Source organism: Pseudomonas fluorescens group sp. PF-69, assembly GCF_054481235.1.
On the sequence record NZ_JBTMNC010000001.1, the window covers coordinates 2,028,268 to 2,053,728 of the forward strand.

Here is a 25,461-nt window from a genome sequence, read left to right on the forward strand (position 1 = left end):
GCGTTGTCCCGAAGGCCATCGCGAGCAGGCTCGCTCCCACAGGGATCTTTGTAGTTCTTGAGGTTTTGGTAACACCGAATTCGCAGCTGGGGATTAACCCCCGATCTGCAATAACTTGAATAGCCGCCGCCGCTACGGCAGGCTGGCACGATTAACGACCCAAACCGGGAGAGACACACACAATGGCACTTATCAGCATGCGCCAGATGCTGGACCACGCAGCCGAGTTCGGCTACGGCGTTCCAGCCTTCAACGTCAACAACCTTGAGCAGATGCGCGCCATCATGGAAGCCGCTGACAAGACTGACTCCCCGGTGATCGTCCAGGCTTCGGCCGGTGCCCGCAAATACGCCGGCGCGCCGTTCCTGCGTCACCTGATCCTGGCGGCAATCGAAGAATTCCCGCACATCCCGGTGTGCATGCACCAGGACCACGGCACCAGCCCTGACGTCTGCCAGCGCTCCATCCAGCTGGGCTTCAGCTCGGTCATGATGGACGGCTCCCTGGGCGAAGACGGCAAGACCCCGACCGACTACGACTACAACGTCCGTGTGACCCAACAAACCGTAGCCATGGCTCACGCCTGCGGCGTTTCGGTAGAAGGCGAGCTGGGCTGCCTGGGTTCGCTGGAAACCGGTATGGCCGGTGAAGAAGACGGCATCGGCGCCGAAGGCGTTCTGGATCACAGCCAGATGCTGACCGACCCGGAAGAAGCCGCTGACTTCGTCAAGCGCACTCAGGTCGATGCCCTGGCCATCGCCATCGGCACCAGCCACGGCGCCTACAAGTTCACCAAGCCACCTACCGGCGACGTGCTGGCGATCGACCGCATCAAGGAAATCCACAAGCGCATCCCGAACACTCACCTGGTGATGCACGGTTCGTCTTCGGTTCCGCAAGAGTGGCTGGCGATCATCAACCAGTACGGCGGCGACATCAAAGAAACCTACGGCGTACCGGTTGAAGAAATCGTCGAAGGCATCAAGCACGGCGTGCGCAAGGTCAACATCGACACCGACCTGCGTCTGGCATCCACTGGCGCAATGCGTCGCCTGATGGCCACCAACCCGAGCGAATTCGACCCGCGTAAATTCTTCGGCGCCACCGTAACCGCCATGCGCGACGTGTGCATCGCTCGCTACGAAGCCTTCGGCACCGCGGGCAACGCTTCGAAGATCAAGCCGATCTCCCTGGAAGCGATGTTCCAGCGTTACCTCAAAGGTGAGTTGAACGCCAAGGTCAACTAAGACCTCAGCGTTTGAGTCGCATGAAAAACCCGTCGGAAGGCGGGTTTTTTTTGTGGGTGAAGACCTGGTGGCGGCAAGCTCCCTCGCCACAATGAGTCCGAGCTATTTATCGTGATCGATATCCAGCTTGCTGAACGTCACCATCCCTCCCTCGCTGGTGTATCCGGTGTTGTCCTGCACATACACCCCGGCCTTGAAGTACAACGGTTTGTTGCGCCACGTCGCGCTGATATTGGTGTCCCACTGGTAACCCGCCGCACTGATGCCCAGTGCGCCGCCGGGGCTGAGGTGGATGAGGTAGGAGAACTGCTGATTGAGTTTCACCCCGGTGGCGATGGTGATCACCCGGCCCTCATCGTCATCGGGGTGCATGCGCACTTTGGCGACGATGTTGCCGGTCAAGGTCTTGGTCTTGTACTGGTACTCGACCTTCACCAGGGGCTTCTGGCTTTCATAGGCATGGATCTGGCCAATCACGATCTTGCCCGAACTGGGTACCTGGTTCACCGCCAGGGTGGCGCGCAGGGAGTTGTCGGCGTCCGGGTAGTACCAGTTTTTCAGCGTGCCATTGCTGTAGGTTTCCCGCAGCTCGGTGCGCGGGTAGATGGCGTTTTCAGTGCGCGAGCCGGTCACCGGGGACCAGAAAAACAGCGTGCCGGTGTCGGAATGGAAGTATTGATCCTTGAAGCCGTTCACCAGTTTGGAGGTTTCGACGGTGTACGGCGGGCTGCCGACGGGAACGCTGAGGTTCCAGGTTGCGAGGTCGATCATAGTCAGAAGCTTCCACGATTTTTTACTGCACGCACGTGCCAATCGCTCTAGCACGCGTATTTTGGGCGGTCTTTATAAGCGTAGAGGGCTATTTTGTTAATGCCCGTCCGGCAGTTGGTTGGCGTCAACATCCTGTCGAAATGCCATCTTTGCCGGTTTTAGCGGTCTTCAGCGCCGACCGTTAGTCGGCAAATGGACGCTTCAGTTAAATGATGGCGCTCTGACACCTTCTGCTTTTCTGGATCGAGGTCTAGAGTAAAGACTGAGTATTTGTCCGGTTTCGCCAGAACCCGGCCTGACGTCCCGAATATAGAGAAGCAGCATGGAATGCGCCCACCTCAAGCCAGCCGAAGGCAGCTCAACCTTATTAATCGTCGACGATTACCCTGAAAACCTGATCAGCCTGCGCGCGTTGTTGCAGCGCCAGGATTGGCACGTCATCACTGCTGCATCGGGTTTCGAGGCCCTTGGCCTGTTGCTTGAACACGAAGTCGACCTGGTATTGCTGGATGTACAGATGCCGGGCATGGATGGATTTGAAGTCGCGCGCCTGATGCGTGGCAGCCAACGAACCCGACTGACACCGATTATTTTTCTCACCGCCAACGAGCAGTCCAAGGATGCCGTGATCAAGGGCTATGCCAGTGGCGCGGTGGATTACCTGTTCAAGCCATTCGATCCGCAGATTCTCAAGCCCAAGGTTCAGGCGTTGCTCGAGCACCAGCGCAATCGTCGGGAGTTGCAGCGCCTGAGCCATGACCTGGAGGTCGCTCGCGCCTTCAATGCCTCGGTATTGGATAACGCCGCCGAGGGCATTCTGGTGGTCGGCGACGACGGCCGGATCGGCTTTGCCAACCCGGCGATCTCGCGGCTGCTCAATGCTCCGGTGCGAGAGCTGCAAGGCAGGGAGTTCCTGGATTTCCTGCAAAAACCACATGTCCCGGTCTGGGCCGATTCGGATCTGTTGGCCGGGTATAAGCGCGGCGAAACGTTACGCCTGCACGATGCGCTGTTGCGTACCGCGCCGGGACAGCAGGTGTCGGTGGCGCTGTCCTGTGCGCCGTTGCCCGCCGAACAGCGGGCGATGGTGGTGACGATTCAGGATATGTCGGTGGTGCGTCACCTGCATCAGCAGCTGGAATCCCAAGCGGTCACCGACCCGCTCACCGGGCTGCTCAATCGCCGCGGTTTTTACCAGACGGTGGAAAATCTGCTGCTGCGCGGCGAACGCACCGACAGTGCCTGGGTGCTGTTGTATCTGGACCTCGATGGCTTCAAGCGGGTCAACGACTCCCTCGGTCACGATGCCGGCGACCGGGTGCTGCGTTGGGTGTCCGAGCAACTGAAGGCCTGCCTGCGGCCGTTCGATGTCCTGGCACGCATGGGCGGCGACGAATTCACCGCCTTTCTGGACCTGGAATTCCCCGAGCAGGCGGCCAAGATCGCGGAAAAACTGATTGAGCGGGTTTCGATTTGTCAGCAAATCGATGGCCTGGATATCGCCCTGGGCGCGAGCATCGGTATCGCCACGTTTCCGGATTGCGGCGCTAATCTCGACGGTTTGTTGCGGGCTTCCGACATCGCCATGTACGAAGCCAAGCGCGCCGGGCGTCAGCAGTATCGTTTTTACGATCATGAAATGAACGGCCGGGCACGCTCGCGGTTGATGCTCGAAGAAAGTGTGCGCACGGCCATCGAAAATCGCGATTTCAACCTGGTGTATCAACCCCAGGTGTCCATCGCCGACGGGCAGATTCGTGGCTTCGAGGCGTTGCTGCGCTGGCAGCACCCCAGCGTTGGCGATGTGCCGCCTGGACTGTTTTTGCCGTTGCTGGAAGAGGCGCGGTTGATCAGCCGCCTGGGCAGCTGGATTTACCATCGCGGTGCCGGGCAGCGCAAAGCCTGGGAAGCGCTGTTTGCCGAGGATCTGGTGCTGGGCGTCAGTTTGAGCAGTACGCAATTCGCCATGCCTAACCTGGTCACCGAGTTGCGTCAGGTGCTGGATCGTCATGGCTTGCAGGCGCGTCATCTGGAGGTCGAGGTGACGGAAGCGGCCTTGATGCATCATCCCGAAGAGACCCGCAAACAGCTGCGGTTGCTGCGCAATCTTGGCGTCCGGGTCGCGCTGGATGATTTCGGTTCCGGCCCGTGTTCGCTGGCTCATTTGCGCGATCTGGAACTGGATACGCTCAAACTTGACCGCCATTTGATCGCGCGGCTACCGGACTCTTCGCGGGATGCGGCGCTGGTGCGCAGTGTCATCGAGCTGTGCAAGCACTACGGCATGCTGGTGATTGCCGAAGGGGTGGAAACCGTTGCGCAGTACAACTGGCTGCAAGCCAATGGTTGCGAGTATGTGCAGGGTTTTCTGGTGTCGCGTCCGATGATGGCCGAAGACACCGGCCACTTTGTGCAGCCGTTTGACTGGAGCGCGCTGACTCATTGAATTCGCTACACTGGCGACCTTTTCGTCACTTGTGTTGCCGCACCGATGACCGCGTTGAAATACCTCCAGGCTTACCCCGCCACGCTGCAGGACCAGGTACGCCAGTTGATCGCTGACGGTCGACTGGGCGACTACCTGAGCCAGCGTTACCCGCAAAAGCATGACGTGCAGAGCGATAAGGCGCTGTACACCTACGCGCTCGACCTCAAGCAGGAATACCTGCGCAACGCCCCGGCCATCGACAAGGTGTTGTTCGACAACCGTCTGGACCTGACGCACCGCGCGCTCGGCCTGCACACCACGATTTCCCGGGTGCAGGGTGGCAAGCTCAAGGCCAAGAAAGAAATTCGCATCGCCTCGCTATTCAAGGAGGCACCTTGCGAATTTCTGAAAATGATCGTGGTGCACGAGTTGGCGCACTTCAAGGAATCCGATCACAACAAGGCGTTCTACAAACTGTGCGAACACATGCTGCCGGGCTATCACCAGGTGGAGTTCGATGTGCGGGTCTACCTGACCTGGCGGGATATGCAATAAAAAGAAAAGGATCGTCAGATGGATGTCAGCAAGACCAAAAGCAGCTTCTACCGTCGCCTGTACGTGGCGTACTTGATCGACAGCGGGTTGGCCAGCAGCGTTCCGGCGTTGACCGAGGTGACTGGCATGCCTCGGCGTACGGCTCAGGACACCATCGCCGCATTGGCGGATCTGGATATCGTTTGCGAGTTCGAGCAGGAAGAGGGCGCACGCAACCATGCCGGGCGCTATCGGATTCGCGAGTGGGGAGCGATCGATCGGGGATGGATCGAGCGCAATTTGCGGCAGATCAAGGCGGTGCTGGAGTATCCCTGAGATATGTGGCGCCGGTGATGACGCCATCGCGGGCAAGCCACGCTCCCACAAGGTTTGTGTCGTTTGCTAAAAACCTGTGGGAGTTGGCTTGCCAGCGATGGGGCCCTTACTGACGACGCATCCCGATGTGTGGAATGCCATCCTCGACGTATTCCTCACCGGCCACCACAAACCCGTAGCGCCCGTAGTACCCCTGCAAATGCGCCTGGGCCGAGAGGTAGATCGGGACGTCGGGCCAGTACTTTTCGGCCTGTTTCAGCGCCTGGGCCATCAGCTCGTGACCCAGCCCGGTACCTCGTGCGGCGGGGGCAATGACCACTCGCCCGATCACCACGTCGCCGCCCTGTCGCTCGGGGTCCAGCAGTCGCAGATAGGCCACCAGGCGATCGCCGTCCCACGCCATCAAATGGCAGGTGTCACCCTCCAGGTCCTGGCCATCGATATCCTGATAGATGCATTTCTGTTCGACGACGAACACCTCGGCACGCAGCTGCAGAATGGCGTACAGCTGTTCCTTGCCCAGATCGCTGTGGTGTTTGCAGACCCAATCGATTGTCATGTCCTGATTCCCTGAAAACGTCCTTGGGATACTAAGCGTCCCGACGCTGGATGTCTTTATGGCGGAGAAAACTGTGACAAAGACCAAAATGCCATCATTCATTTTTCGCGCCCCTGTCATCTTTGTGTAATCTGGGTTCAAGCGATGTGCAGTGGCTTCAATGAGCTAATGTTTAGTGCCTGGGTGTGCCGGTACGGGGCTTGGAGTTTGGCTGAAAAACACGTCGGGCGGCCCGCCCGCTAAGGATTTTCTAGCATGCCGCGATTGCATCGAGCCTTTGCTTTGATTGGATTGTTATTGCTGATGCAAAGTGCAGCGGCCGACAAGCTGCGCCTGGTGGCAGATGTCTGGCCACCGTTTACCGACGCCACGCTGGTCAATGGTGGGTTGGCTACCGATATTGTCAGTACCGCCCTGGCGCGTGCCGGCTATGCCAGTGAGTTCGAGCAGGTGCCTTGGGCACGCGCACTGCTGGGCGTGGGCGAGGGCCGCTACGACGTGCTGGTCAACGCCTGGTACAACGACGAACGCACAAGGATCGGCCAGTTCTCCGCTGGGTACCTGATCAATCGCATACGCTTTCTCAAGCGCAAGGACGCGCCAATCGAATTCAACGATCTGCAGCAACTGCACGGTTATCCGATTGCGGTCGTGCGTGGCTACGCCTATTCGGCGGCGTTCGATGAAGACGAATCACTGCAGAAGATCCCGGTACACGGCTTTGCCATGGCCGTGCGCATGGTCGCCGCCTCCAGGGTCAAGCTGACCCTGGAGGACGAGTACGTCGCCCGGTATTACCTGGCTCGTGAGTCGCCCAAGGTGCGCAACGCCGTGGAGTTTCTGCCCAAGTCCCTGAGCGAGAACAGCCTGCATATTCTGGTCAGCCTGAAGAACCCGCAGCATGAACAGATCGTTGCCGGTTTCGACCGCGAGATCGCGGCGATGAAGGCGGATGGGAGTTATGCGCGGTTGATGAAGCAGCATGGGATGTAGGCATTGTGGCGGGGCTGATGGCCTCATCGCTGGCAAGCCAGCTCCCACAGTGTCCGGTGGGTTACACAGGATTTGTGTCCAACCCAATTCCCTGTGGGAGCTGGCTTGCCAGCGATGACGTCCGTCAGGACGCTGCAGCCCTCAATCCTCGCTCGTATCCTTGATCAAATGGGCCGCCAGCGTCCGTAGTGGTCCCAGTTGCCGGCAGATCAATGCCAGTTGAGTCTGCACCAGCCGCTGGCCTTCATCGATTTCATCGGGCATCTGCTCAAGCTCATTGGCCAGCGCTTCTTCCTCATCGCTCTGAATGGCAATCGCCGATTTACTGGCAAGGCCCTGGGCGATTTCGTCGATGCTGGTGGCCAGTTTCACGCCGGCCCCTTCGATCAAGTGCTCGCGCACATCGGCTGGCAACTGCGTTTCCCGGTGCGCCCCCAGGCCTGACAGGTAGCTGAGCAAGGTGTGCGACAGCACCAGAAAACGGAAACCCACATCCGCTTCCTTACGGAAATACCCCGGTTCCATCAGCATGTTCGCCAGCGTGGTCGACAGCGCAGCGTCGGCGTTGTGCGCGTTGCGCCGGGCCAGGCGATACGCCAGGTCGTCGCTTTTGCCGGCGGCGTATTGCTGCATGATCTGGCGCAGGTAAATGCTGTTGCAGGACAGGGTGTTGGCCAGCACTTTGTTCAGGCGCCGACCCTGCCAGTCCGGGAGGAACAGGAACACCGCCAGGCCGGCGATCAGGCCGCCGAGCAAGGTGTCGAACAGCCGTGGCAAAAACAATCCGTAGCCATCACCCACCTGGTTGAAGCAGAACAGCACCATCAAGGTAATCGCCGCCGTGGCCACGGTGTAGCGGGTGGTGCGGTTGGTAAAGAACACCACTCCGGCGGCAATCGCGAAGCAGGACTGGATCAACGGATTGGGGAACAGGTCGAACAGCGCCCAGGCCAGGGTCAGGCCGATGGCGGTGCCGATGATCCGTTGACCGAGTTTGCGCCGGGTCGCGCCGTAGTTCGGCTGACAGACAAAGAGCGTGGTCAGGATGATCCAGTAGCCCTGGGACGGGTGGATCAAATGCACCATCGCGTAGCCGATGCTCAAGGCCAGAGGCAAGCGCAGGGCGTGGCGGAACAGCAGGGACGTCGGGGTCAACTGCGTGCGCAGGCGTACCCAGACATCCTTGAGGTTACGTGGCGAGCGGTCGAGCAGGCTGCTGTCGGTGGCGTCGGCCAGGGCGTCGGGGTTGCTCGCATCGCTGAGCAAGCGGTCGAGGGTGCCGAGGTTGGCGGCCAGTGCCCGCAACGAGCGCAACAAACCGCGCCAGGCCGGATTGCTCTGGATGCGCAGATGTTCGAGGGAGGCATGCAGGTCGCTCAGGGCTTCGGCGAAGCTCGCGTCATAGATGAACGGCTGGCGCATCTGGATCGATTCGGCCAGCGCCCGGCAGGCCTTGCCTTGCTGGCGCAGCAGGCGTTGGCAGCGGAACAGCACGTCGCTGTGGAAGAACGCCTCGGCCAGCGCGTTATACGGGTAGTGCGAGGAGCTGGCGCGTTCGTGGATGTCCTGGGCGAGAAAGTACAGCTTCAGGTAACGGCTGAGTTTCGAGCCCGGCCGTCCGTTGCCGACCCGGTGCAGGATGATTTCCTTGGCGCTATTCAGCGCGGCGACCACGCGACCGTTTTGCTGGGCCAGTTCCAGTCGTCGTGCTTCCACGTCCAACTGGCGGATCGGCTCGAACAGCGACGATTTCAACTTCAGGTAAAAACCCAATTCCCGGAACAGTCGCGCCAGGCTTTGCTGCACCGGCTGGTTGGAGAACAGCGCCTGCCACAACACCGACAGAAAACCGTACCAGGCCGCACCGGCCACCAGCAGCACAGGCTCGTGCCAGAAATCGGTCACCGCACCGCCGCGCTGGTCGACGCCGATCATGGTGTAGACCGACAGAATCAACGTCGCCGAAGCAATGGTGCCATAGCGTTCGCCGAGGGCGCCGAGCATGGTCAGGCAGAAGGCCGCCAGGGCGAAGGCGATGCTGAACAGGATGGGGTAGGGGAAGAGCAGTTCGACCGACAGCGCGGCGACCATGAAACACACCAGCGTCACCGCCAGCGCATTGAGGCGGCCTTGCCAACTGTCGTCGGTCTCGGCCAGGGCGCTGGCGATAATCCCCAGGAACAGCGGGATCAACAGCCCCATTTCATCCTGATACCAACACAGCGCCATGGTGCCGGTCAGGGCGATGAACACCCGCACGCTGTAACTGAATTTATCCAGCGCCCAAAGGCGCCGCAAAGACTGACGAAACGAGGTCGATGACATGAAGTGCGAGGGCCTTCCGAGGCGATGACGCTAAATTGAGCCAGTAATGACGCCGATGCAATGGCGGCGATCACATCTGGTAGCAAAATCTGTTCCTTGATACCACGCGCGGTCAATGTGGGAGCGAGCCTGCTCGCGATGAGGCCGGAACATTCAACATGTATGTCGACTGTCAGACCGCTATCGCGAGCAGGCTCGCTCCCACATTTGATTTGTGTGCGTCAGACGTACTGCGCGGCCGCATAGCCCGAAGCCCAGGCCCACTGGAAGTTGAAACCGCCCAGGTGCCCGGTCACGTCGAGCACTTCGCCGATGAAGTACAGGCCAGGGCTTTTCAGCGATTCCATGGTCTTGGACGACACCTCGTTGGTATCGACGCCACCCAGGGTCACTTCGGCGGTGCGATAGCCTTCGGTGCCGGCCGGCACGATTTTCCAACTCGCCAGTTTCTCGGCGATGGCGGCAATTTCCCCGTGGGTGTACTGCTTCATCGGTTTGGAGACGAACCAGTTGTCCGCCAACAGGTTGGCCATCTTCTTGGTGAAGATTTCACCTAGCAGGGTTTTCAGCTCGCTGTTGGGACGTTCGGCTTGTTGCTGTTGCAGCCAGGACGGCACGTCATGGTCGGGCATCAGGTTGATCTCGACCGTGTCGCCGGATTCCCAGAACGAGGAAATCTGCAGAATTGCCGGGCCACTCAGGCCACGGTGAGTGAACAGGATGTTCTCGCGAAAGCTCTGGTCATTGCAGCTCACCAGGCAATCGACCGATGTGCCGGACAGCTCGGTGCACAATTCCTTGAGCTGATCGGTAATGGTGAACGGCACCAGCCCGGCGCGGGTCGGCAGCAATTCATGGCCGAACTGCCTGGCCACCTGATAGCCGAAACCGGTGGCACCCAGGGTCGGAATCGACAGGCCGCCGGTGGCGATCACCAGGGATTCACAGGTGACCTGGCCCAAAGTGGTGTCCAGCAAGTAACCCTTTTCGAGCTTCTCGATGGTCTGGATCGAGGTGTCCAGGTGCAGGCTGACGCCGACCTGATCGCACTCGTTGAGCAGCATTTCGAGGATGTCGCTGGATTTGTTATCGCAGAACAACTGGCCGAGCTTTTTCTCGTGGTACGGCACGCCGTGCTTGGCGACCATGCCGATGAAATCCCACTGGGTGTAGCGGGCCAGGGCGGATTTGCAGAAATGCGCGTTCTGCGAAAGGAAATTGCCGGGTTCCGTGTACATGTTGGTGAAATTACAGCGGCCACCGCCCGACATCAGGATTTTCTTGCCGGCCTTGTTCGCGTGGTCGAGCAACAGCACCTTGCGCCCGCGCCCGGCGGCCGTCAGCGCGCACATCAACCCTGCGGCGCCAGCGCCAATGATCACGACTTCGGTAGAGCGCAAAACGGTGTCCTCACACAAATTTCAGAGCGGTTTCGGTCCCTGTAGGAGCGAGCCAGCTCGCGATGGACGTCAACGATAACGCTGGCAACCTGGCTCACCGCGGTGAGCCCGGATTTTTCGCGAGCAGGCTCGCTCCTACAGTGGAGAGCGGTGTTCTTACAGGATACGAACGCGCAGCGAACGGCCCTTGATCTTGCCGTCGTTCAGGCGCTGCAGGGCTTGCTTGGCGATGCCGCGTTCAACCGCTACATAGGCCTGGAAGTCGAAAATTGCGATCTTGCCCACCTGAGCGCCGGGAATACCGGCATCGCCGGTCAGTGCACCGAGAATGTCGCCTGGACGAACCTTGTCCTTGCGGCCGGCGCCGATGCACAGCGTGCTCATCTGCGGCAGCAGCGGACCACCGCCCTGCGAGGTCAGGTTGTCCACCTGGTCCCAGGTCAACGGCGATTTCTGCAACTGCTCGATGGCTTGGGCGCGCTGCGCTTCGGACGGCGCCACCAGGCTGATCGCGAGTCCTTTCTCACCGGCGCGACCGGTACGGCCAACGCGGTGGATGTGGATTTCCGAGTCACGGGCCAGCTCGACGTTGATCACCATGTCCAGCGAGTCGATGTCCAGGCCGCGCGCGGCGACATCGGTGGCGACCAGTACCGAAGTACTGCGGTTGGCGAACATCGCCAGGACCTGGTCGCGATCACGCTGTTCCAGATCGCCGTGCAGGCCGACGGCGGAAATGCCTTTGGCGGTCAGGTGATCGACGGTTTCCTGAACCTGCTGCTTGGTGAAGCAGAAGGCTACGCAGGACGCCGGGCGGAAGTGACCGAGCACCTTGGTCACCGCGCTCATGCGTTCTTCCGGGGAGATTTCGTAGAAGCGCTGCTCAATCTGCGTGTCGTCGTGGAACGCCTCGGCCTTCACTTGCTGCGGGTTGCGCATGAATTTGGAAGCCAACTGCTTGATGCCCACCGGATAGGTGGCGGAGAACAGCAGGGTCTGGCGGCGTTCCGGGGCCTGCATGATGATTTCTTCGATGGAATCGTAGAAACCCATGTCGAGCATGCGGTCGGCTTCGTCGAGAATCAGGGTGTTCAGGCCGTGGAGCACCAGCGAACCTTTGCGCAGGTGCTGCTGAATGCGCCCCGGGGTGCCGACGATGATGTGCGCGCCGTGCTCCAGCGAAGCGATCTGCGGGCCGAGGGACACGCCGCCACACAGGGTCAGGACCTTGATGTTGTCTTCGGCACGGGCCAGGCGACGGATTTCCTTGGCGACCTGGTCAGCCAGCTCGCGAGTCGGGCACAGGATCAGCGCCTGGCAACCGAAGTAGCGCGGATTGATCGGGTTCAGCAGGCCGATACCGAAGGCCGCGGTCTTGCCGCTGCCGGTCTTGGCCTGGGCGATCAGGTCCATCCCCTTGAGGATCACCGGCAAGCTTTGCGCCTGGATCGGCGTCATCTGGGCATAACCGAGGGAGTCGAGGTTAGCCAGCATGGCGGCGGACAGCGGCAAAGTATTAAAAGCGGTGGCGATGGTGGTCACGGGACTGGCCTGCAAAACAAAATGTCGCGCAGTGTACCAGTCCGATGGCCATTAGCCCTAAGGCTCTATGTGTTGTTCCGGACGCTTGACGCGCCGTCCGTCATTCTTCGACAGCTGCGAGAAGATTGTCGCCGCCAGCATCGCCATGATTCCAACGGTGACGAATGTCAGTTGGAAGGCTCCCAGAACCGTCTCCACGCCGTCATTTCCAACCTTCGCCGTGAACCCGCCGAGCAACGCACCGGCGCAGGCCACGCCCAGGCTCAGGGACAATTGCGCGACCACCGACAGCAGGCTGTTGCCGCTGCTGGCGCTGGCGTCATCGAGGTCGATCAGGGTCACGGTGTTCATGGCGGTGAACTGCAAGGAGTTGATCGCGCCCAGGATCGCCAGCAGGCACAGCAGCAGCCAGTACGGCGTCTGTTCGCTGACCAGGCCCATGCTCGCCAGCATGATGCCCAGGGCCAGGGTGTTGCCGGTCAACACGATGCGGTAGCCCAGACGCTCGATCAGCGGCCGCGCCACCCACTTGGCAATCATTGCCGCAGCCGCCAGTGGCAGCATGCTCATCCCGGCCTGGGACGGTGAATAGCCCAGCGCCACTTGCAGCAGCAACGGCACCAGAAACGGCAGGGCGCCGCTGCCCAGGCGGGCGAACAGGTTGCCGAGAATGCCGACCGCGAAGGTGCGGGTCTTGAACAGCGAAGGCGCGAACAGCGGGTTTTCGGTGTGTCCGGCGCGTAGCCAGTAGGCCGCCAGACACGCCATGCCGCCGAACAGCAGCAACATCACCCGCAGGTGCGGCAGGTGCAGTTCTCCCAGGCCTTCCATGGCGATGGTGATCAAAATCATCGCCGCACCGAACAGCAGGAAACCCAGGCTATCGAAACGGGTGCGCTCGGTGCCGCGCAGGTCCGGGATGAATTTCCACACGGCATAACAACCGATCAGCCCCACCGGCAGGTTGATCAGGAAGATCCAGTGCCACGTCAGGTATTCCACCATCCAGCCGCCCATGGTCGGGCCGATCAACGGGCCGAGCAGTCCGGGAATGGTGATGAAACCCATGATCCGCACCAGCTCCGAACGCGGATAGGCGCGTAGCACCACCAGCCGTCCGACCGGCAGCATCAGGGCGCCGCCCAGGCCCTGGATGACCCGGGCGCCGATCAGCAGGGTCAGGCTGGTCGACAGCGCGCACAGCAATGAACCGATGCTGAACAGCAGGATCGCGCCGAAGAAGATTTTCCGGGTGCCGAAGCGATCGGCGATCCAGCCCGAAGCCGGGATCAGCAAGGCGACCGTAAGCATGTAGGCGATGATCACACCCTGCATGCGCAGCGGATCTTCAGCCAGGTCGCGAGCCATGGCCGGCAGGGCGGTGTTGAGGATCGTCCCGTCGAGGGACTGCATGAAGAAGGCAATGGCGACGACCCACGGCACCCAGCGGGCGGTGACAGCGTCGAGAGGAGGGCGGTTGGGCATGGGACCTCTTGGAGGTTGAAGTGATCGCAGTCCATGTGGGAGCGAGCCTGCTCGCGATGAGGCCCTTTCATTCAACATTAACGTCGACTGAACTACCGCTATCGCGAGCAGGCTCGCTCCCACAGGATTCCCGGTGTGCCGGGGTTTTTTGTGTTTACAGGGTCAAGGTGAGTTTGCTGACCAACGCCCCCGGCAACAACGCCGAAGCCGTCGCCCGCTGGCTGTAGGTACTGGCCGACAACAGCATCTCGCGTTCCTGGGTCAGCGCCTCCAACTGCGAACCGAGCAGGCTGAAGGCGCTGTCGTCGAAACGCATGGTGCTGACCGGTGCCTGAATCTCGCCGTTCTCGACCCAGAACGTCGCAAACCGGGTCATGCCGGTCAGACGGGCCGCCGGTTGGTCCGAGTAGTTCAGGTACCACAGGTTGCTGATGTACAAGCCGGTGCCCAGTTGCTTGAGGATTTCAGCTTCGGGCAACGTACCGCCCTTCATGTTCAAGGCATTCGGTGATTCGCCGCCGCTGGCGCCGTTGGCGGTCAAGCCGTATTCGGCGGCGCTGCGAGAACCCACCAGTTGCGCCCCTGCCTTGCCCTCGACAATCAGCTTGAGGTCACTGCGCGGATAGCCTTCGTCGGAGAACGCCGGGCTCAATGAGCCGCTGACTTTTTCGTCCAGCGAGACCAGCGGGCTGAACGCGTGGTCGCCCCCGTAGAGCTTCTGCAACGGGCTGCTTTTGCTGGCGATCGACTGCGCCGAAAAACCGCCCCAGCACAGCATGCCCATGATCTCTTCCAATGCCGCTGGCGCGAGGTAGGCGCGGTACTGACCGGGCGCCAACGTGCGTAATGGTCGGCCCAGAAACTCAAGCTGCTCGCGGGCCTGCCGGAAGCGTCTGGCGAAGCCTTCGCTGCTCCAGTCGTGCCCGGCGTAGCTGGCTTTCACCGCTTGGCCATTTTCGTGGAACAGGCTGAAATCGAAGTTGAAACTGTTGGCCTGATGCCAGCCGAAGGCGCCGGCAGAGCTGGCAAAACCACGGCTGATAGGGCCGGCGGCGTAGAAGCCGACCAGATCCAGGCCTTCCGCGGCTTGAGCGATTTCAGCGACCACTTGCTCGGTATCCGGCAGCGGATGCTCCTGCAGGTTCTTGCTCTGCCAGCCGTTGTAGTTCAGCAACAGATACGGATCCGGTGGCAGCAGCGGCAAGGTTTCGCGCAGCTGTTGCAGGCCTTCGGACAGGCGCTGCAAATCGACTTCCGGGTCGCCAGCCAGGGTGATGTGCAAGTCCGCGTGTCGCCCCTCGTTGATCAATTTCAAACCGATGCTCGCCTGCTGCACCTGACCGGACTGGCGCACCCTGGCATGGTTGAAGCGCACGAAAGCCGACGACTCGGCGGCATAGCTGAGGGTGAACTGTTCCGGTTCGCGCAGGGCTTCACGCAAACCGGCGACCAATGTCTTGAACGACTCGGCCTGGGTTTTCGATGGACTCATCAGGCGTCTCCTCCGAATACATCCACATGGCTGAACACGCAGGCGGGTGACGCGTGACCGACGCGGATCACCTGATTCGGCTCGCCCTTGCCGCAGTTGGGCGTGCCGAGCACCTTGAAGGTGCTGGCATCGCCGACGGCGCTGAGGCTCTTCCAGAACTGCGCGGATATCGCCCGGTAATTCGGGTTTTTCACCACGCCCTTGAGTTCGCCGTTTTCAATCAGCTGGCCCCATTCGCAGCCGAACTGGAACTTGTTGCGCGCATCGTCGATGGACCACGAGCGGTTGGTACTCATCAAGATGCCGTGCTCGATGTTGCCGACCAGTTGCTCCAGCGGCTGATCGCCAGGCTCGATATTGAGGTTGGCCATGCGGTCGATCGGCGGGCGGTTCCAGCCGCAGGCGCGGCTGTTGGCGACGCCTTCCAGGCCGGCGCGGAATTGCGACAACGCGCCACCCAATGGCCGCAGCAGCAGACCTTCGCGGATCAGGAACTCTTTACTGGCGGCGCTGCCGTCGTCGTCATGGCCGTAGCTGGCGAGCTGTTCGGGGATGTCCGGGTCGAAGGTCACGTTGAGCAGCTTCGAGCCGTATTGCAGGCTGCCGAAGTCTTCGGCCTTGACGAAGCTGGTGCCCGCGTAATTGCGCTCATCACCGAGGATGCGATCCAGCTCCAGCGGGTGGCCGATGGATTCGTGGATCTGCAGCATCATCTGGTCAGGCATCAGCAGCAGGTCGCGCGGGCCTTGTGGCGTGTTCGGCGCCAGCAGCAATTGCAGCGCCTGGTCGGCGACGGTCGGTCCGGCACCGATCAGGCCGCAACGGCTGATGACGTCGGCGCCACCCTGTTGGCCGAAGTTCTCGCAACCGAGGCTGCGGGTCTGGCTGTCGCTGCCGTCGTAGGCCGTGACGTCGAGACCGGGGTAGACGAAACGCTGAGCCTGACGCAATTCGGCGCCGGCGCTGTTGAGGTAGATCTGCTCGACATGGGTGATGCCGATGCTCACCTGCCAGTTCACCAGGCGCTCGTCCTTGGGCACGGCGGCGGATTCGGCGCCGAGCAACTGGTAACAGTCACTCAGGGACGGGAACGGCTGGTCGAGGTTCGGCGAAAAGTAATCGGCACAAGCACTCGATACGGCATGTTCGCTCAAGTCCAGCAAGGCGTGCGGCTTGAGTCGGCGAGCTTGCTGTTCGGCGCGTTCGAGGGCGGCTTGCAGGCCCTGTTGCGACAGGTCGTTGGTGGCGGCGTAGGCTTCAACGCCGTTGACCCGCACCGTCAGCATCGCGCCTTCGTCACGGCTCAGGCTCGGCGGTTCGGCGACGTTCTTGCGCACAGACAGGTACTGGCCGGACTCGCGCACATAACGCAGGGAAAAGAATTCAGCGCCCGTGCGCAAGGCAGCAAAACGCTGCTTGAGCTGGGGATGGAAATCGAACATTCGGGAACCTCCTTGTATGGAGTGACGGTGAAGCGGCGTTGCGAGGGGAGGGGTGAAACGTTTGCGTGGCGCTAGATTAGGCCTGCGAAGGGGGGAGGATCAAGGGCGGAGCAATGGAGGAAAGGATTGCGAAGTACGCTCGACGGGAGACGAGTTGGCTACTGATTGTGTTCGCGAACAGGCGTTGCAGCTTGCTCGCGATCAATTCCACTGTCAGGCAAAGACCTGCGATCAGCCGTTCAGATAGACGAAAGCTGCGACATAAATGAACAGGCTTGCAAAAAAAACAGGCAGGATTTTCCTTGTTTTCGCGACGGCTATGAAGGTACCGACCAGCAAAACCAGCTTCAGCGCATCCAGCGGTTCAAATTGCTGGAACAGGGTTAGCGCATCCTTTTTGTTGAATGCCGTGTCGTAAATGATGACACCCAACATTGCCTGTGCGCTGTAGCTGATGAATCGATAAAAGGAACCTTGGGTATGGGTGAGCGCGGCGCTGTTTTTGAAGGCAAAAGGCAGGGCACGAAATGCAAAGGCGGTCAGGGCGGAAAATGCGATAAGAAGCCAGATTGTCATGGGGTTACGCCTTCGCGCTTTTTGTAGTTGTTTTCAATCAGCACGATCAATCCGCCGATAATGAAAGGCGTGCAGAGCAAACTGTAGTCCTTGAATAGATAGACCAATAATGGTGCACCGATAAAACCAAGCCAGTAACTCGATACTTCCGAATAATGAGGCCAATGTTTGCCGGCCAAGGCGGTGAATTGCAGAGGCAACAACAGTGTCATCGCTGCGTAGATGACCGGGGAGGTGAACTCTGCGCCGGCGATGAAACCGATGTAGGTGCAGATGATCGATATGCCGAATATGGGAAGGCCCAGGCCGATCATGTAGGTAAAGGGATGATCGGCCTTGCGTTTGAATCGAGTGACGCACCCCGTGAATATCGAAGGTGTGATCAGAATCAAGGACGCCATGGTTTTCAGGGTGGAAGTGTTTCTGATATAGGGGGCAAGTGTGGCGGAAAGTAATACAAAGCGAGCGTTGAGTGCCACGATGATAGGAAGCAATACCCACCCGTCGTTATAGCTTTGTATTAGTAGAAATTGCAGTGGCGTGGAAAATATCAACAGAGTTGTTGCCAGCGCCTGGCTCAACGATAGTGATTGCGTCGCGCTTAAAAGGCCTATGGACAAGTAGAGGAAAATGAACGCGACACCAAAGGTAATTGCGTCGCGTGCCCCTTCAATAAAAACGCTGGCGGCCGAGGATCGAATGAGCGTATCCGGAGTCGCCATCAATGGGCCTCCGCCGTATAGGTTGTTTCATCCAGCGGGAAGTAGTGCTTCCTGGGACCTTTGCTTCGGAACAATAATCTTGGCGTTGTGCTGAATGTTGAGTTGTGAGCTTGATCACGAGCCTCATTGGCATCCATATTCAGCATCGGCCGGGCATGCAGTATCTTGTGGTTGGCTACGATCAGGAACGTACCGGTTTCAGCTGTTGAAACATGGTGTTTTGCGTTTGGCAAACCGGCTCGGATTTTGTCCAGCACATGTTGACCGCCATGTTTTGCGCGCATTCGCTCACCATTTTCAGAGTCAATGCGGAAATCCAGCGAAAAATGGAAACCGTAGAGCTCGGAAAATTCAACCACACGACGAACCCGCTCTTTCAGGCCGCTAACGTTTTTGCCGGAAATAAACGTTGCTTGCATAGTCAGTAATTCGGTTATTTCGTCATCGTTCAAATCGCAAAGCAGATCGCTTGGGAAGTAATAGGCAGTGGGGGTTTTTGTGATGTCACGGCAAACGGTCAGGGCCAGGTAATCGACATTCAAGTTTTCATACAAATCATCGGAGTGTGGTGTGATATCGCCATGGCCATTGCCCCATTCCCGATACATTTCTGCAGAGGGTTTTAGGTACAGTGCTTTGTGCTCTTCGTAGTCGTATTTTATGTCGGTGAGATGAAATAAGTCGGCCAGTGCTTCATGCACAGTTAAGGCGAGTTTTGGTGAGTCAAGTTTGAATACATTTTTTATGCAGACGGCTGCGCACCCATCGGCCAGACCTACTTTGTCGAAATGGAAAGTATCTTCAGCGTGCAGATAGGTTAAGAGAAGGTTGATTAATTGTGTTTTTAAGGTGTGTGTATCTAGTTGGCTGTTCTTTTTCCACCAGGATTCAATCACGCCGGTCAAATAACTGAAGTCAATGGTGATTGTTTTTTCTTTCGATATTTGATCCCTGAAGTGACTTGGTGTCTTGATTCGGCCGATGTTGGGCATGCTATTGATTTCCATTGAAATTTCTCCTGTCCCATGGGGCGGGGCGCGGATAGTAATGGAAGTTTTTAAGCTGGTCTTGGTGCAAGTGTTACGAGTTTTTTATTGAGGTGTTGTAATTAATTTTAGTTACTTGATGTGATGATTGTTGTTTGCTGTAAGTAGATCGTGTTAGCCAAAAAAAACCGCCAACCCGGAAAGGTTGGCGGTTTTTTTTGAGGCAAGTACGTGAGCTGTTACTGAACTGCCTGGCTCACTTCACGCAGCGGCTTGCCTTTCACCGGCGCATCTCCGGCCACGTAGTAGTCAGCCTTGCTGCGTGGCAGCGGCTTGCGACCGCGGATCTTGTCGGCGATTTTCTCGGCGATCATGATCGTTGGCGCGTTGAGGTTGCCGGTGGTGATGATCGGCATGATCGAGGCATCGACCACCCGCAGGCCCTGCATGCCGTGCACGCGACCTTCGCCATCGACCACGGCCATCTCGTCGGTGCCCATCTTGCACGAGCAGGACGGGTGGAACGCGGTTTCGGCGTGCTCGCGGATGAACTTGTCCAGTTGTTCGTCGGTTTGCACGTCGATGCCGGGGCTGATTTCGCGGCCACGGAAGGCGTCCAGTGCCGGCTGTTGCATGATTTCGCGGGTCAGGCGGATGCCGTCGCGGAATTCCTGCCAGTCCTGCTCGGTGGCCATGTAGTTGAACAGGATGCTCGGGTGCTGGCGTGGGTCCTTGGACTTGGCCTGGATGCGACCACGGCTCGGCGAACGCATGGAACCCATGTGCGCCTGGAAGCCGTGCTCTTTCACACCGTTGCTGCCGTTGTAGTTAATCGCTACCGGCAGGAAGTGGTACTGGATGTTCGGCCACTCGAATTCCGGACGGGTGCGAATGAAACCGCCGGCTTCGAACTGGTTGCTGGCGCCGATGCCGGTGCCGTTGAACAACCATTCGGCGCCGATGGCCGGCTGGTTCCACCACAACAGCGACGGGTACAGCGAGACCGGTTGGGTGCACGCGTATTGCAGGTACAGCTCTAGGTGGTCCTGCAGGTTTTCACCGACGCCCGGCAGGTCGTGGACCACCGGAATATCGAGCTTTTTCAGCAGTTCGGCCGGGCCGACACCGGAGCGTTGCAGGATCTGCGGCGACGCGATGGCGCCGGAGCACAGCAGCACTTCCTTGCGTGCCTTGACCTCGACACGCTCTTCGGCGGCGCCGACCAGGTAACGCACGCCGACCGCACGCTTGCCTTCGAACAGGATCTTGTCGGTCAGGGCGTGAGTGACGATGGTCAGGGTCGAACGCTTCTTGGCGATGTCCAGGTAGCCGCGCGCGGTACTGGAGCGACGGCCCTTCGGCGTCACGGTACGGTCCATCGGGCCGAAACCTTCCTGCTGATAGCCGTTCAAGTCTTCGGTGCGCGGGTAACCGGCCTGCACGCCAGCTTCAACCATGGCGTGGAACAGCGGGTTGTTGCCGGCCTTGGGCGTGGTCACGCTGACCGGGCCTTCGCCACCGTGGTAATCGTTCGGGCCGATGTCGCGTGTTTCGGCTTTGCGGAAATACGGCAGGCAGTCCAGGTAGGTCCAGTCTTCCAGGCCTGGCAGTTTGGCCCAGCCGTCGTAGTCCATGGCGTTGCCGCGGATGTAGCACATGCCGTTGATCAGCGAAGAACCGCCCAGGCCCTTGCCGCGCCCGCACTCCATGCGACGACCGTCCATGTGCGGTTCCGGATCGGTTTCATAGGCCCAGTTGTAGCGACGGCCTTGCAGCGGGAACGCCAGGGCGGCCGGCATCTGCGTGCGGAAGTCGGAACGGTAGTCCGGGCCGCCCGCTTCGAGCAGCAGGACGGTGACGCCTTCGTCTTCAGTCAGACGGGTCGCCAGGGTGTTACCGGCCGAGCCGGCACCGATGATGATGTAATCGAATTCTTGGGACATTGAATGCACCCTCTTTAGATGTGGTCAGGTCGGACCCAGGCGAGTGCAGCGCACTCGAATCGCGAGCAGGCTCGCTCCCACAGGGGGATTGCATGTGCTCTTGTGGGAGCGAGCCTGCTCGCGAAGAGGCCCTCGCAAGCAATACAGGACTCGGGTCTTAGAACACCGAGACGTAATCGCCCAGCTCGACCTGTACCGATTTGATGCGGGTGAAGTTGTTTAGCGAGCTGATGCCGTTCTCACGGCCTACACCCGACTGCTTGTAACCGCCGACCGGCATCTTGGCGTCGGATTCGCCCCAGGCGTTGATCCAGCAGATACCGGCTTCCAGTTGATGAATCACACGGTGGGCGCGGTTCAGGTCGCGGGTGACGATACCGGCGGCCAGGCCGAAGTCGGTGTCGTTGGCGCGACGGATCACTTCTTCTTCGGTTTCGTAGGTGAGGATCGCCATCACCGGGCCAAAGATTTCTTCACGGACGATGGTCATGTCGTCAGTGCAGTCAGTGAACACGGTCGGCGCGACGAAGGCGCCCTTGGCGAATTCGCCGTCGGTCAGACGCTCGCCGCCGCACAGCAGGCGGGCACCTTCTTCCTTGCCCTTGGCGATGTAGCCCAGCACGCTTTCCATGTGGGCGAAGCTGACCAGCGGGCCGAAGTTGGTGTTTTCGTCTTGCGGGTTGCCAATGCGAATGCGCGCAACGCGTTCAACGATCTTGGCTTCGAAAGCGGCTTTGAGGTGGGCCGGTACGAACACGCGAGTGCCGTTGGTGCAGACCTGACCTGAGCTGTAGAAGTTGGCCATCATCGCGGTGTCGGCGGCGCGATCGAGGTCGGCGTCGTCACAGATGATCAGCGGGGATTTGCCACCCAGTTCCATGGTCACGTCCTTGAGCGAAGAGCTCGAAGCGCTGGCCATGACTTTCTTGCCGGTGTCGGTGCCGCCGGTGAACGAAACTTTCTCGATGCGCGGGTGCTCGGTCAGCCAGGTGCCGACTTCGCGGCCGCTGCCAGTCAGGACGTTGAACACGCCAGCCGGCAGGCCTGCCTCGGTGTAGATCTCGGCCAGTTTCAGGGTCGTCAGGGAAGTGACTTCGCTTGGCTTGAAGATCATCGCGTTACCGGCCGCCAGGGCTGGAGCGGATTTCCACAGGGCGATCTGAATCGGGTAGTTCCACGCGCCGATACCGGCCACCACGCCCAGCGGCTCGCGACGGGTGTAGACGAACGATGTGGTGCGCAGCGGGATCTGCTCGCCTTCGATGGCGGGCACCAGGCCTGCGTAGTACTCCAGCACGTCAGCGCCGGTGACGATGTCGACGTAGCGGGTTTCGGAATATGACTTGCCGGTGTCCAGGGTTTCCAGGGCGGCCAGCTCATCGTTGCGCTCACGCAGGATGTCCACGGCGCGACGCAGGATGCGCGAACGCTCCATCGCAGTCATTGCCGCCCAGATTTTCTGACCCTTTTCAGCGCTGACCACCGCGCGCTCGACGTCTTCCTTGGTCGCACGCTGTACGGTTGCGAGGACTTCACCGTTAGCCGGGTTGATGGCTTCGAAAGTGGCGTCGCTGCTGGCGTCGGAGTACGCGCCATCGATGTAGAGTTTTTGCAGTTCGAAACGGGCCATATTGTCCTCGCAAGAGCATAAGTGGTTGGCGTTAACCACCGGGCGCGCCGTGCAGCCTTGGCATCGCGGGTCGGTGGCGGTTCAGGGGTCGAGCGGTTATGTGTGCTCTAACTCACCTGCTTGGCCAGTTGGATATCCATGTATTCGTAAGCGATCCGTTGCGCCTGCTCGGTGTCGAAAGCGTCTCCCGACAGCGCGCCGCGCAACCACAACCCGTCAATGAGGGCTGCCAGGCCACGGGCGGCGCTGCGCGCTTGATCGAGCGGCAACACGCGGCGGAACTGGCAGCACAGGTTGGAATACAGACGGTGATCGTTGATCCGCTGCAACCTGTGCAAAGACGGCTGGTGCATGCTGGTGGCCCAGAAGGCCAGCCAGGTTTTCATTGCCGGGCCATTGACCTGGCTGGCGTCGAAGTTGCCTTCGATGATCACCCGCAGATGCGCCCGGGGGCTGTCATCCGCCAGCGCCTGTCGGCGCAGGGTGACGCTCTCGCTCAGGACGCTCATCAGATACCGCATCGTGGCGGCGATCAGGCCGTTCTTGTCCTGAAAATAGTGACTGATGATGCCATTCGAGACACCGGCCAAACGGGCGATCAGCGCAATGCTGGCGTCCCCCATTCCGACCTGATCGACGGCCTGCAAAGTGGCTTCGATCAACTGCTGACGGCGGATGGGTTGCATACCGACCTTGGGCATCTTGCACATCTCCTTAGGCCTTCCGGCGGACGCAGAACGACCACCGGACTGAGGCCAGTCTATTTTGTTTTGATTGAACGTTCAATCAACAAAGAATAAGATCTGCGACAAATCGTCGCTGCTTACAGATTTTTCCTACATGTAAATGGCGAAAAACCGGCATCCGAAAACGCTCGAACCCTGTACGCGCTGGCGTCTGCGGGGCTTCGGGCTTTTTTCGGCGTGTCTTTATATCACCCACCGGTCGGCTGCCCACTAACCGATTGGTCGGGTACCACACTGCCTTGCGTTCTTCTCTCGCACTGCCTGGAGCATCTGTGCCATGAGTTCTGCCTCGCTAATAAAGACCCCACCAGAAAAGGTGACGGTCAACGGTTGGGTGTTCTACACCTCTACCGCGTTGATTCTGTTGTTGACCGCCATTCTGATCATCGCCCCGCAAGAGGCCGGCAGAATGCTCGGCACCGCTCAGGCCTGGTTGTCCCGCAGCTTCGGCTGGTACTACATGGTGGTGATCGCCGCCTATCTGATTTTCGTCGTCGGCCTGGCGTTTTCGTCCTACGGCAAGCTCAAGCTCGGCAGCAAGGACGACACCCCGGACTTCAGCTACGGCGCCTGGGCGGGGATGCTGTTCTCGTCGGGTATCGGCATTTCGTTGCTGTACTTCGGTGCGTCCGAACCGCTGGACCACTACTTCAACCCGCCGGAAGGCGTGGCGGGCAGCAACCTGGCCGCCCGTCAGGCGGTTCAGCTGACATTCCTGCACTGGGGCCTGCACGGCTGGGCGATCTATGCGCTGGTCGGCCTGGCCGTGGCGTACTTTGCCTATCGGCATAACCAGCCGCTGGCGTTGCGTTCGGCGTTGTACCCGTTGGTGGGCGAACGTTGGGTCAAGGGCGCGGCGGGTCATGCGGTGGACGGCTTTGGCATGTTCGTGACCCTGTTGGGTCTGGTGACCAACCTGGGGATTGGTTCGCTGCAGGTGTCGTCGGGCCTTGAAAACCTGTTCGGCATGGAACACAGCAACACCAACCTGCTGATCGTGATCATCGTGATGAGCACCGTGGCGACCATCGCTGCAGTGTCGGGCGTGGAAAACGGCATCCGTCGTCTGTCCAACCTGAACATCGTGCTGTTCAGCGGCCTGCTGATTTTCGTGCTGCTGTTCGGCCCGACCCTGCACCTGCTCAACGGCTTCGTGCAGAACGTCGGCGACTACCTGAACGGCGTGGTGCTGAAGACCTTCGACCTTTATGTGTACGAAGGCGACAGCGAGAAGTCCGACCGCTGGCTGGGCCTGTGGACCCTGTTCTACTGGGCCTGGTGGATATCCTGGGCGCCATTCGTGGGCATGTTCGTCGCGCGTATCTCCCGTGGCCGCACGGTGCGTGAGATGGTGGCCGGCGTGCTGCTGATTCCGCTGGGTTTCACCCTGGCGTGGCTGTCGATCTTCGGTAACTCGGCGCTGGACCTGGTGATGAACCACGGCGCGGTGGAGCTCGGCAAGACGGCGCTGGAACAGCCGTCCATGGCGATTTACCAGTTGCTGGAGCATTACCCGGCGTCGAAGGTTGTGATCGGCGTGTCGATCTTTGTCGGTTTCGTGCTGTTCCTGACTCCGGCGGATTCCGGCGCGGTGATGATGGCCAACCTTTCGTGCAAGGGCGGCAATGTCGATGAAGACGCCCCGCACTGGCTGCGGATCTTCTGGTCGGTGGTGATCACCCTGGTGACCATTGGCCTGCTGTTCGCCGGTAACTTCGAGGCCATGCAAACCATGGTGGTGCTGGCCGGTTTGCCGTTCTCGGTGGTGCTGGTGTTCTTCATGTTCGGCTTGCACAAGGCCATGCGCCAGGACGTGCAGATCGAACAGGAACAAGCCGAGTTGGCGGCGCGTGGTCGTCGTGGTTTCAGCGAGCGCTTGACGCAACTGGACCTGCAACCGAGCCAGTCGATCGTTCAGCGTTTCATGGACAAGCATGTGAGCCCGGCGTTGCAGGATGCGACGGCGCAAATGCGTGCTCAAGGCCTGGAAGTTCAGACGCTGCTGGGCAAGTCCAAGCGTTGCATGGGCGTGCGGGTCGAGATGGAAGAGGGCAACCCGTTTGTCTACGAAGTGAGCCTGGACGGCTACCTGGCCACGCCAACCGAATCGGCTCAGTCGGATGAAACGCGCCAGCGTTACTACCGCGCCGAGGTGTACCTGCACAACGGCAGCCAGGACTACGACTTGATGGGCTTCACCCAGGATCAGATCACCCGTGACGTGCTCGATCAGTTTGAAAGCCATCGGCAGCTCCTTGGCCGGGTGTACAGCTAAACAGCAAGTGCGCGGTGTTTGGGTCTGAA

The 25,461-nt window shown here is 59.9% G+C and carries 20 protein-coding genes; 6 read left to right on the plus strand and 14 right to left on the minus strand.

What is annotated here, in order from left to right; all coding sequences use genetic code 11:
* Positions 1 to 182 precede the first annotated feature (182 nt).
* Positions 183 to 1,247, plus strand: coding sequence for a class II fructose-bisphosphate aldolase (gene fba, locus ACX3YF_RS09300; protein ID WP_019694035.1), 1,065 nt, complete (start codon positions 183 to 185; stop codon positions 1,245 to 1,247).
* 102 nt (positions 1,248 to 1,349) lie between these two features.
* Here fba and ACX3YF_RS09305 read toward each other — a convergent pair whose 3' ends face one another.
* Positions 1,350 to 2,018 carry a polysaccharide lyase family 7 protein gene (locus ACX3YF_RS09305; protein WP_130206571.1) on the minus strand — a complete coding sequence of 223 codons (669 nt, stop codon included), beginning with the start codon at positions 2,016 to 2,018 and terminating at the stop codon, positions 1,350 to 1,352.
* A gap of 322 nt (positions 2,019 to 2,340) precedes the next feature.
* On the opposite strand from ACX3YF_RS09305, the gene ACX3YF_RS09310 reads away from it, so the two are divergent.
* The 3 genes from ACX3YF_RS09310 to ACX3YF_RS09320 are packed head-to-tail and all read left to right on the plus strand — an operon-like array spanning position 2,341 to position 5,316.
* Positions 2,341 to 4,464: a putative bifunctional diguanylate cyclase/phosphodiesterase gene (locus ACX3YF_RS09310; protein WP_130206569.1), complete on the plus strand. Its 2,124-nt coding sequence runs from the start codon at positions 2,341 to 2,343 to the stop codon at positions 4,462 to 4,464.
* Between the two features lie 45 nt (positions 4,465 to 4,509).
* Entirely contained in the window at positions 4,510 to 5,001 is a 492-nt protein-coding gene (locus ACX3YF_RS09315) for a YgjP-like metallopeptidase domain-containing protein (RefSeq protein WP_130206567.1), read from the plus strand.
* Positions 5,002 to 5,019: 18 nt separating this feature from the next.
* The gene (locus ACX3YF_RS09320) at positions 5,020 to 5,316 is read left to right on the plus strand and encodes a winged helix-turn-helix domain-containing protein (RefSeq protein WP_007894945.1); all 297 of its coding nucleotides are present in this window, start codon (positions 5,020 to 5,022) and stop codon (positions 5,314 to 5,316) included.
* Positions 5,317 to 5,422: 106 nt separating this feature from the next.
* Here the strand turns inward: ACX3YF_RS09320 and ACX3YF_RS09325 are convergent, their stop codons facing one another.
* Positions 5,423 to 5,875 (minus strand): GNAT family N-acetyltransferase, encoded by a 453-nt coding sequence (locus ACX3YF_RS09325; protein WP_130206565.1) that lies wholly within the window; start codon positions 5,873 to 5,875, stop codon positions 5,423 to 5,425.
* Positions 5,876 to 6,130: 255 nt separating this feature from the next.
* Here ACX3YF_RS09325 and ACX3YF_RS09330 point away from each other — a divergent pair, with 255 nt between their 5' ends.
* On the plus strand, positions 6,131 to 6,868 hold the full coding sequence (locus ACX3YF_RS09330; protein ID WP_448647551.1) for a substrate-binding periplasmic protein: 738 nt from the start codon (positions 6,131 to 6,133) through the stop codon (positions 6,866 to 6,868).
* 141 nt (positions 6,869 to 7,009) lie between these two features.
* On the opposite strand, the gene yccS is transcribed toward ACX3YF_RS09330, so the two are convergent.
* The 12 genes from yccS to betI form a co-directional block, all read right to left on the minus strand.
* Entirely contained in the window at positions 7,010 to 9,193 is a 2,184-nt protein-coding gene (yccS, locus tag ACX3YF_RS09335; RefSeq protein ID WP_130206561.1) for a YccS family putative transporter, read from the minus strand.
* Positions 9,194 to 9,414: 221 nt separating this feature from the next.
* Positions 9,415 to 10,593: a BaiN/RdsA family NAD(P)/FAD-dependent oxidoreductase gene (locus ACX3YF_RS09340; protein WP_130206559.1), complete on the minus strand. Its 1,179-nt coding sequence runs from the start codon at positions 10,591 to 10,593 to the stop codon at positions 9,415 to 9,417.
* A gap of 156 nt (positions 10,594 to 10,749) precedes the next feature.
* Positions 10,750 to 12,087 carry an ATP-dependent RNA helicase DbpA gene (gene dbpA, locus ACX3YF_RS09345; protein WP_231977978.1) on the minus strand — a complete coding sequence of 446 codons (1,338 nt, stop codon included), beginning with the start codon at positions 12,085 to 12,087 and terminating at the stop codon, positions 10,750 to 10,752.
* Between the two features lie 105 nt (positions 12,088 to 12,192).
* Entirely contained in the window at positions 12,193 to 13,620 is a 1,428-nt protein-coding gene (gene mdtD, locus ACX3YF_RS09350) for a multidrug transporter subunit MdtD (protein ID WP_130206555.1), read from the minus strand.
* A gap of 154 nt (positions 13,621 to 13,774) precedes the next feature.
* On the minus strand, positions 13,775 to 15,112 hold the full coding sequence (locus ACX3YF_RS09355) for a TldD/PmbA family protein (protein ID WP_458973663.1): 1,338 nt from the start codon (positions 15,110 to 15,112) through the stop codon (positions 13,775 to 13,777).
* Positions 15,112 to 16,554, minus strand: coding sequence for a TldD/PmbA family protein (locus ACX3YF_RS09360; protein WP_458973664.1), 1,443 nt, complete (start codon positions 16,552 to 16,554; stop codon positions 15,112 to 15,114). Before ACX3YF_RS09360 ends, ACX3YF_RS09355 begins: the two co-directional genes overlap by 1 nt.
* Before the next feature lie 231 nt (positions 16,555 to 16,785).
* Positions 16,786 to 17,130 (minus strand): AzlD domain-containing protein, encoded by a 345-nt coding sequence (locus ACX3YF_RS09365; protein WP_448647548.1) that lies wholly within the window; start codon positions 17,128 to 17,130, stop codon positions 16,786 to 16,788.
* Positions 17,127 to 17,852 carry an AzlC family ABC transporter permease gene (locus tag ACX3YF_RS09370; RefSeq protein ID WP_196585980.1) on the minus strand — a complete coding sequence of 242 codons (726 nt, stop codon included), beginning with the start codon at positions 17,850 to 17,852 and terminating at the stop codon, positions 17,127 to 17,129. Before ACX3YF_RS09370 ends, ACX3YF_RS09365 begins: the two co-directional genes overlap by 4 nt.
* Positions 17,852 to 18,859 (minus strand): hypothetical protein, encoded by a 1,008-nt coding sequence (locus tag ACX3YF_RS09375; protein ID WP_448647547.1) that lies wholly within the window; start codon positions 18,857 to 18,859, stop codon positions 17,852 to 17,854. Before ACX3YF_RS09375 ends, ACX3YF_RS09370 begins: the two co-directional genes overlap by 1 nt.
* A 218-nt stretch (positions 18,860 to 19,077) precedes the next feature.
* Positions 19,078 to 20,781 (minus strand): choline dehydrogenase, encoded by a 1,704-nt coding sequence (gene betA, locus ACX3YF_RS09380; RefSeq protein WP_196585979.1) that lies wholly within the window; start codon positions 20,779 to 20,781, stop codon positions 19,078 to 19,080.
* Between the two features lie 157 nt (positions 20,782 to 20,938).
* Entirely contained in the window at positions 20,939 to 22,411 is a 1,473-nt protein-coding gene (gene betB, locus ACX3YF_RS09385) for a betaine-aldehyde dehydrogenase (protein ID WP_458973665.1), read from the minus strand.
* Positions 22,412 to 22,518: 107 nt separating this feature from the next.
* On the minus strand, positions 22,519 to 23,112 hold the full coding sequence (betI, locus tag ACX3YF_RS09390; protein WP_130206545.1) for a transcriptional regulator BetI: 594 nt from the start codon (positions 23,110 to 23,112) through the stop codon (positions 22,519 to 22,521).
* Positions 23,113 to 23,491: 379 nt separating this feature from the next.
* Here betI and ACX3YF_RS09395 point away from each other — a divergent pair, with 379 nt between their 5' ends.
* The gene (locus tag ACX3YF_RS09395) at positions 23,492 to 25,432 is read left to right on the plus strand and encodes a BCCT family transporter (RefSeq protein ID WP_223272667.1); all 1,941 of its coding nucleotides are present in this window, start codon (positions 23,492 to 23,494) and stop codon (positions 25,430 to 25,432) included.
* Positions 25,433 to 25,461 lie beyond the last annotated feature (29 nt).

What these genes read in the sequence shown, in the direction of transcription:
- fba (WP_019694035.1), top strand. Translation starts at nt 183, where the DNA reads ATGGCACTTATCAGCATGCGCCAGATGCTGGACCACGCAGCCGAGTTC.
- ACX3YF_RS09305 (WP_130206571.1), bottom strand. Translation starts at nt 2,018, where the DNA reads ATGATCGACCTCGCAACCTGGAACCTCAGCGTTCCCGTCGGCAGCCCG.
- ACX3YF_RS09310 (WP_130206569.1), top strand. Translation starts at nt 2,341, where the DNA reads ATGGAATGCGCCCACCTCAAGCCAGCCGAAGGCAGCTCAACCTTATTA.
- ACX3YF_RS09315 (WP_130206567.1), top strand. Translation starts at nt 4,510, where the DNA reads ATGACCGCGTTGAAATACCTCCAGGCTTACCCCGCCACGCTGCAGGAC.
- ACX3YF_RS09320 (WP_007894945.1), top strand. Translation starts at nt 5,020, where the DNA reads ATGGATGTCAGCAAGACCAAAAGCAGCTTCTACCGTCGCCTGTACGTG.
- ACX3YF_RS09325 (WP_130206565.1), bottom strand. Translation starts at nt 5,875, where the DNA reads ATGACAATCGATTGGGTCTGCAAACACCACAGCGATCTGGGCAAGGAA.
- ACX3YF_RS09330 (WP_448647551.1), top strand. Translation starts at nt 6,131, where the DNA reads ATGCCGCGATTGCATCGAGCCTTTGCTTTGATTGGATTGTTATTGCTG.
- yccS (WP_130206561.1), bottom strand. Translation starts at nt 9,193, where the DNA reads ATGTCATCGACCTCGTTTCGTCAGTCTTTGCGGCGCCTTTGGGCGCTG.
- dbpA (WP_231977978.1), bottom strand. Translation starts at nt 12,087, where the DNA reads ATGCTGGCTAACCTCGACTCCCTCGGTTATGCCCAGATGACGCCGATC.
- mdtD (WP_130206555.1), bottom strand. Translation starts at nt 13,620, where the DNA reads ATGCCCAACCGCCCTCCTCTCGACGCTGTCACCGCCCGCTGGGTGCCG.
- ACX3YF_RS09355 (WP_458973663.1), bottom strand. Translation starts at nt 15,112, where the DNA reads ATGAGTCCATCGAAAACCCAGGCCGAGTCGTTCAAGACATTGGTCGCC.
- ACX3YF_RS09360 (WP_458973664.1), bottom strand. Translation starts at nt 16,554, where the DNA reads ATGTTCGATTTCCATCCCCAGCTCAAGCAGCGTTTTGCTGCCTTGCGC.
- ACX3YF_RS09365 (WP_448647548.1), bottom strand. Translation starts at nt 17,130, where the DNA reads ATGACAATCTGGCTTCTTATCGCATTTTCCGCCCTGACCGCCTTTGCA.
- ACX3YF_RS09370 (WP_196585980.1), bottom strand. Translation starts at nt 17,852, where the DNA reads ATGGCGACTCCGGATACGCTCATTCGATCCTCGGCCGCCAGCGTTTTT.
- ACX3YF_RS09375 (WP_448647547.1), bottom strand. Translation starts at nt 18,859, where the DNA reads ATGGAAATCAATAGCATGCCCAACATCGGCCGAATCAAGACACCAAGT.
- betA (WP_196585979.1), bottom strand. Translation starts at nt 20,781, where the DNA reads ATGTCCCAAGAATTCGATTACATCATCATCGGTGCCGGCTCGGCCGGT.
- betB (WP_458973665.1), bottom strand. Translation starts at nt 22,411, where the DNA reads ATGGCCCGTTTCGAACTGCAAAAACTCTACATCGATGGCGCGTACTCC.
- betI (WP_130206545.1), bottom strand. Translation starts at nt 23,112, where the DNA reads ATGCCCAAGGTCGGTATGCAACCCATCCGCCGTCAGCAGTTGATCGAA.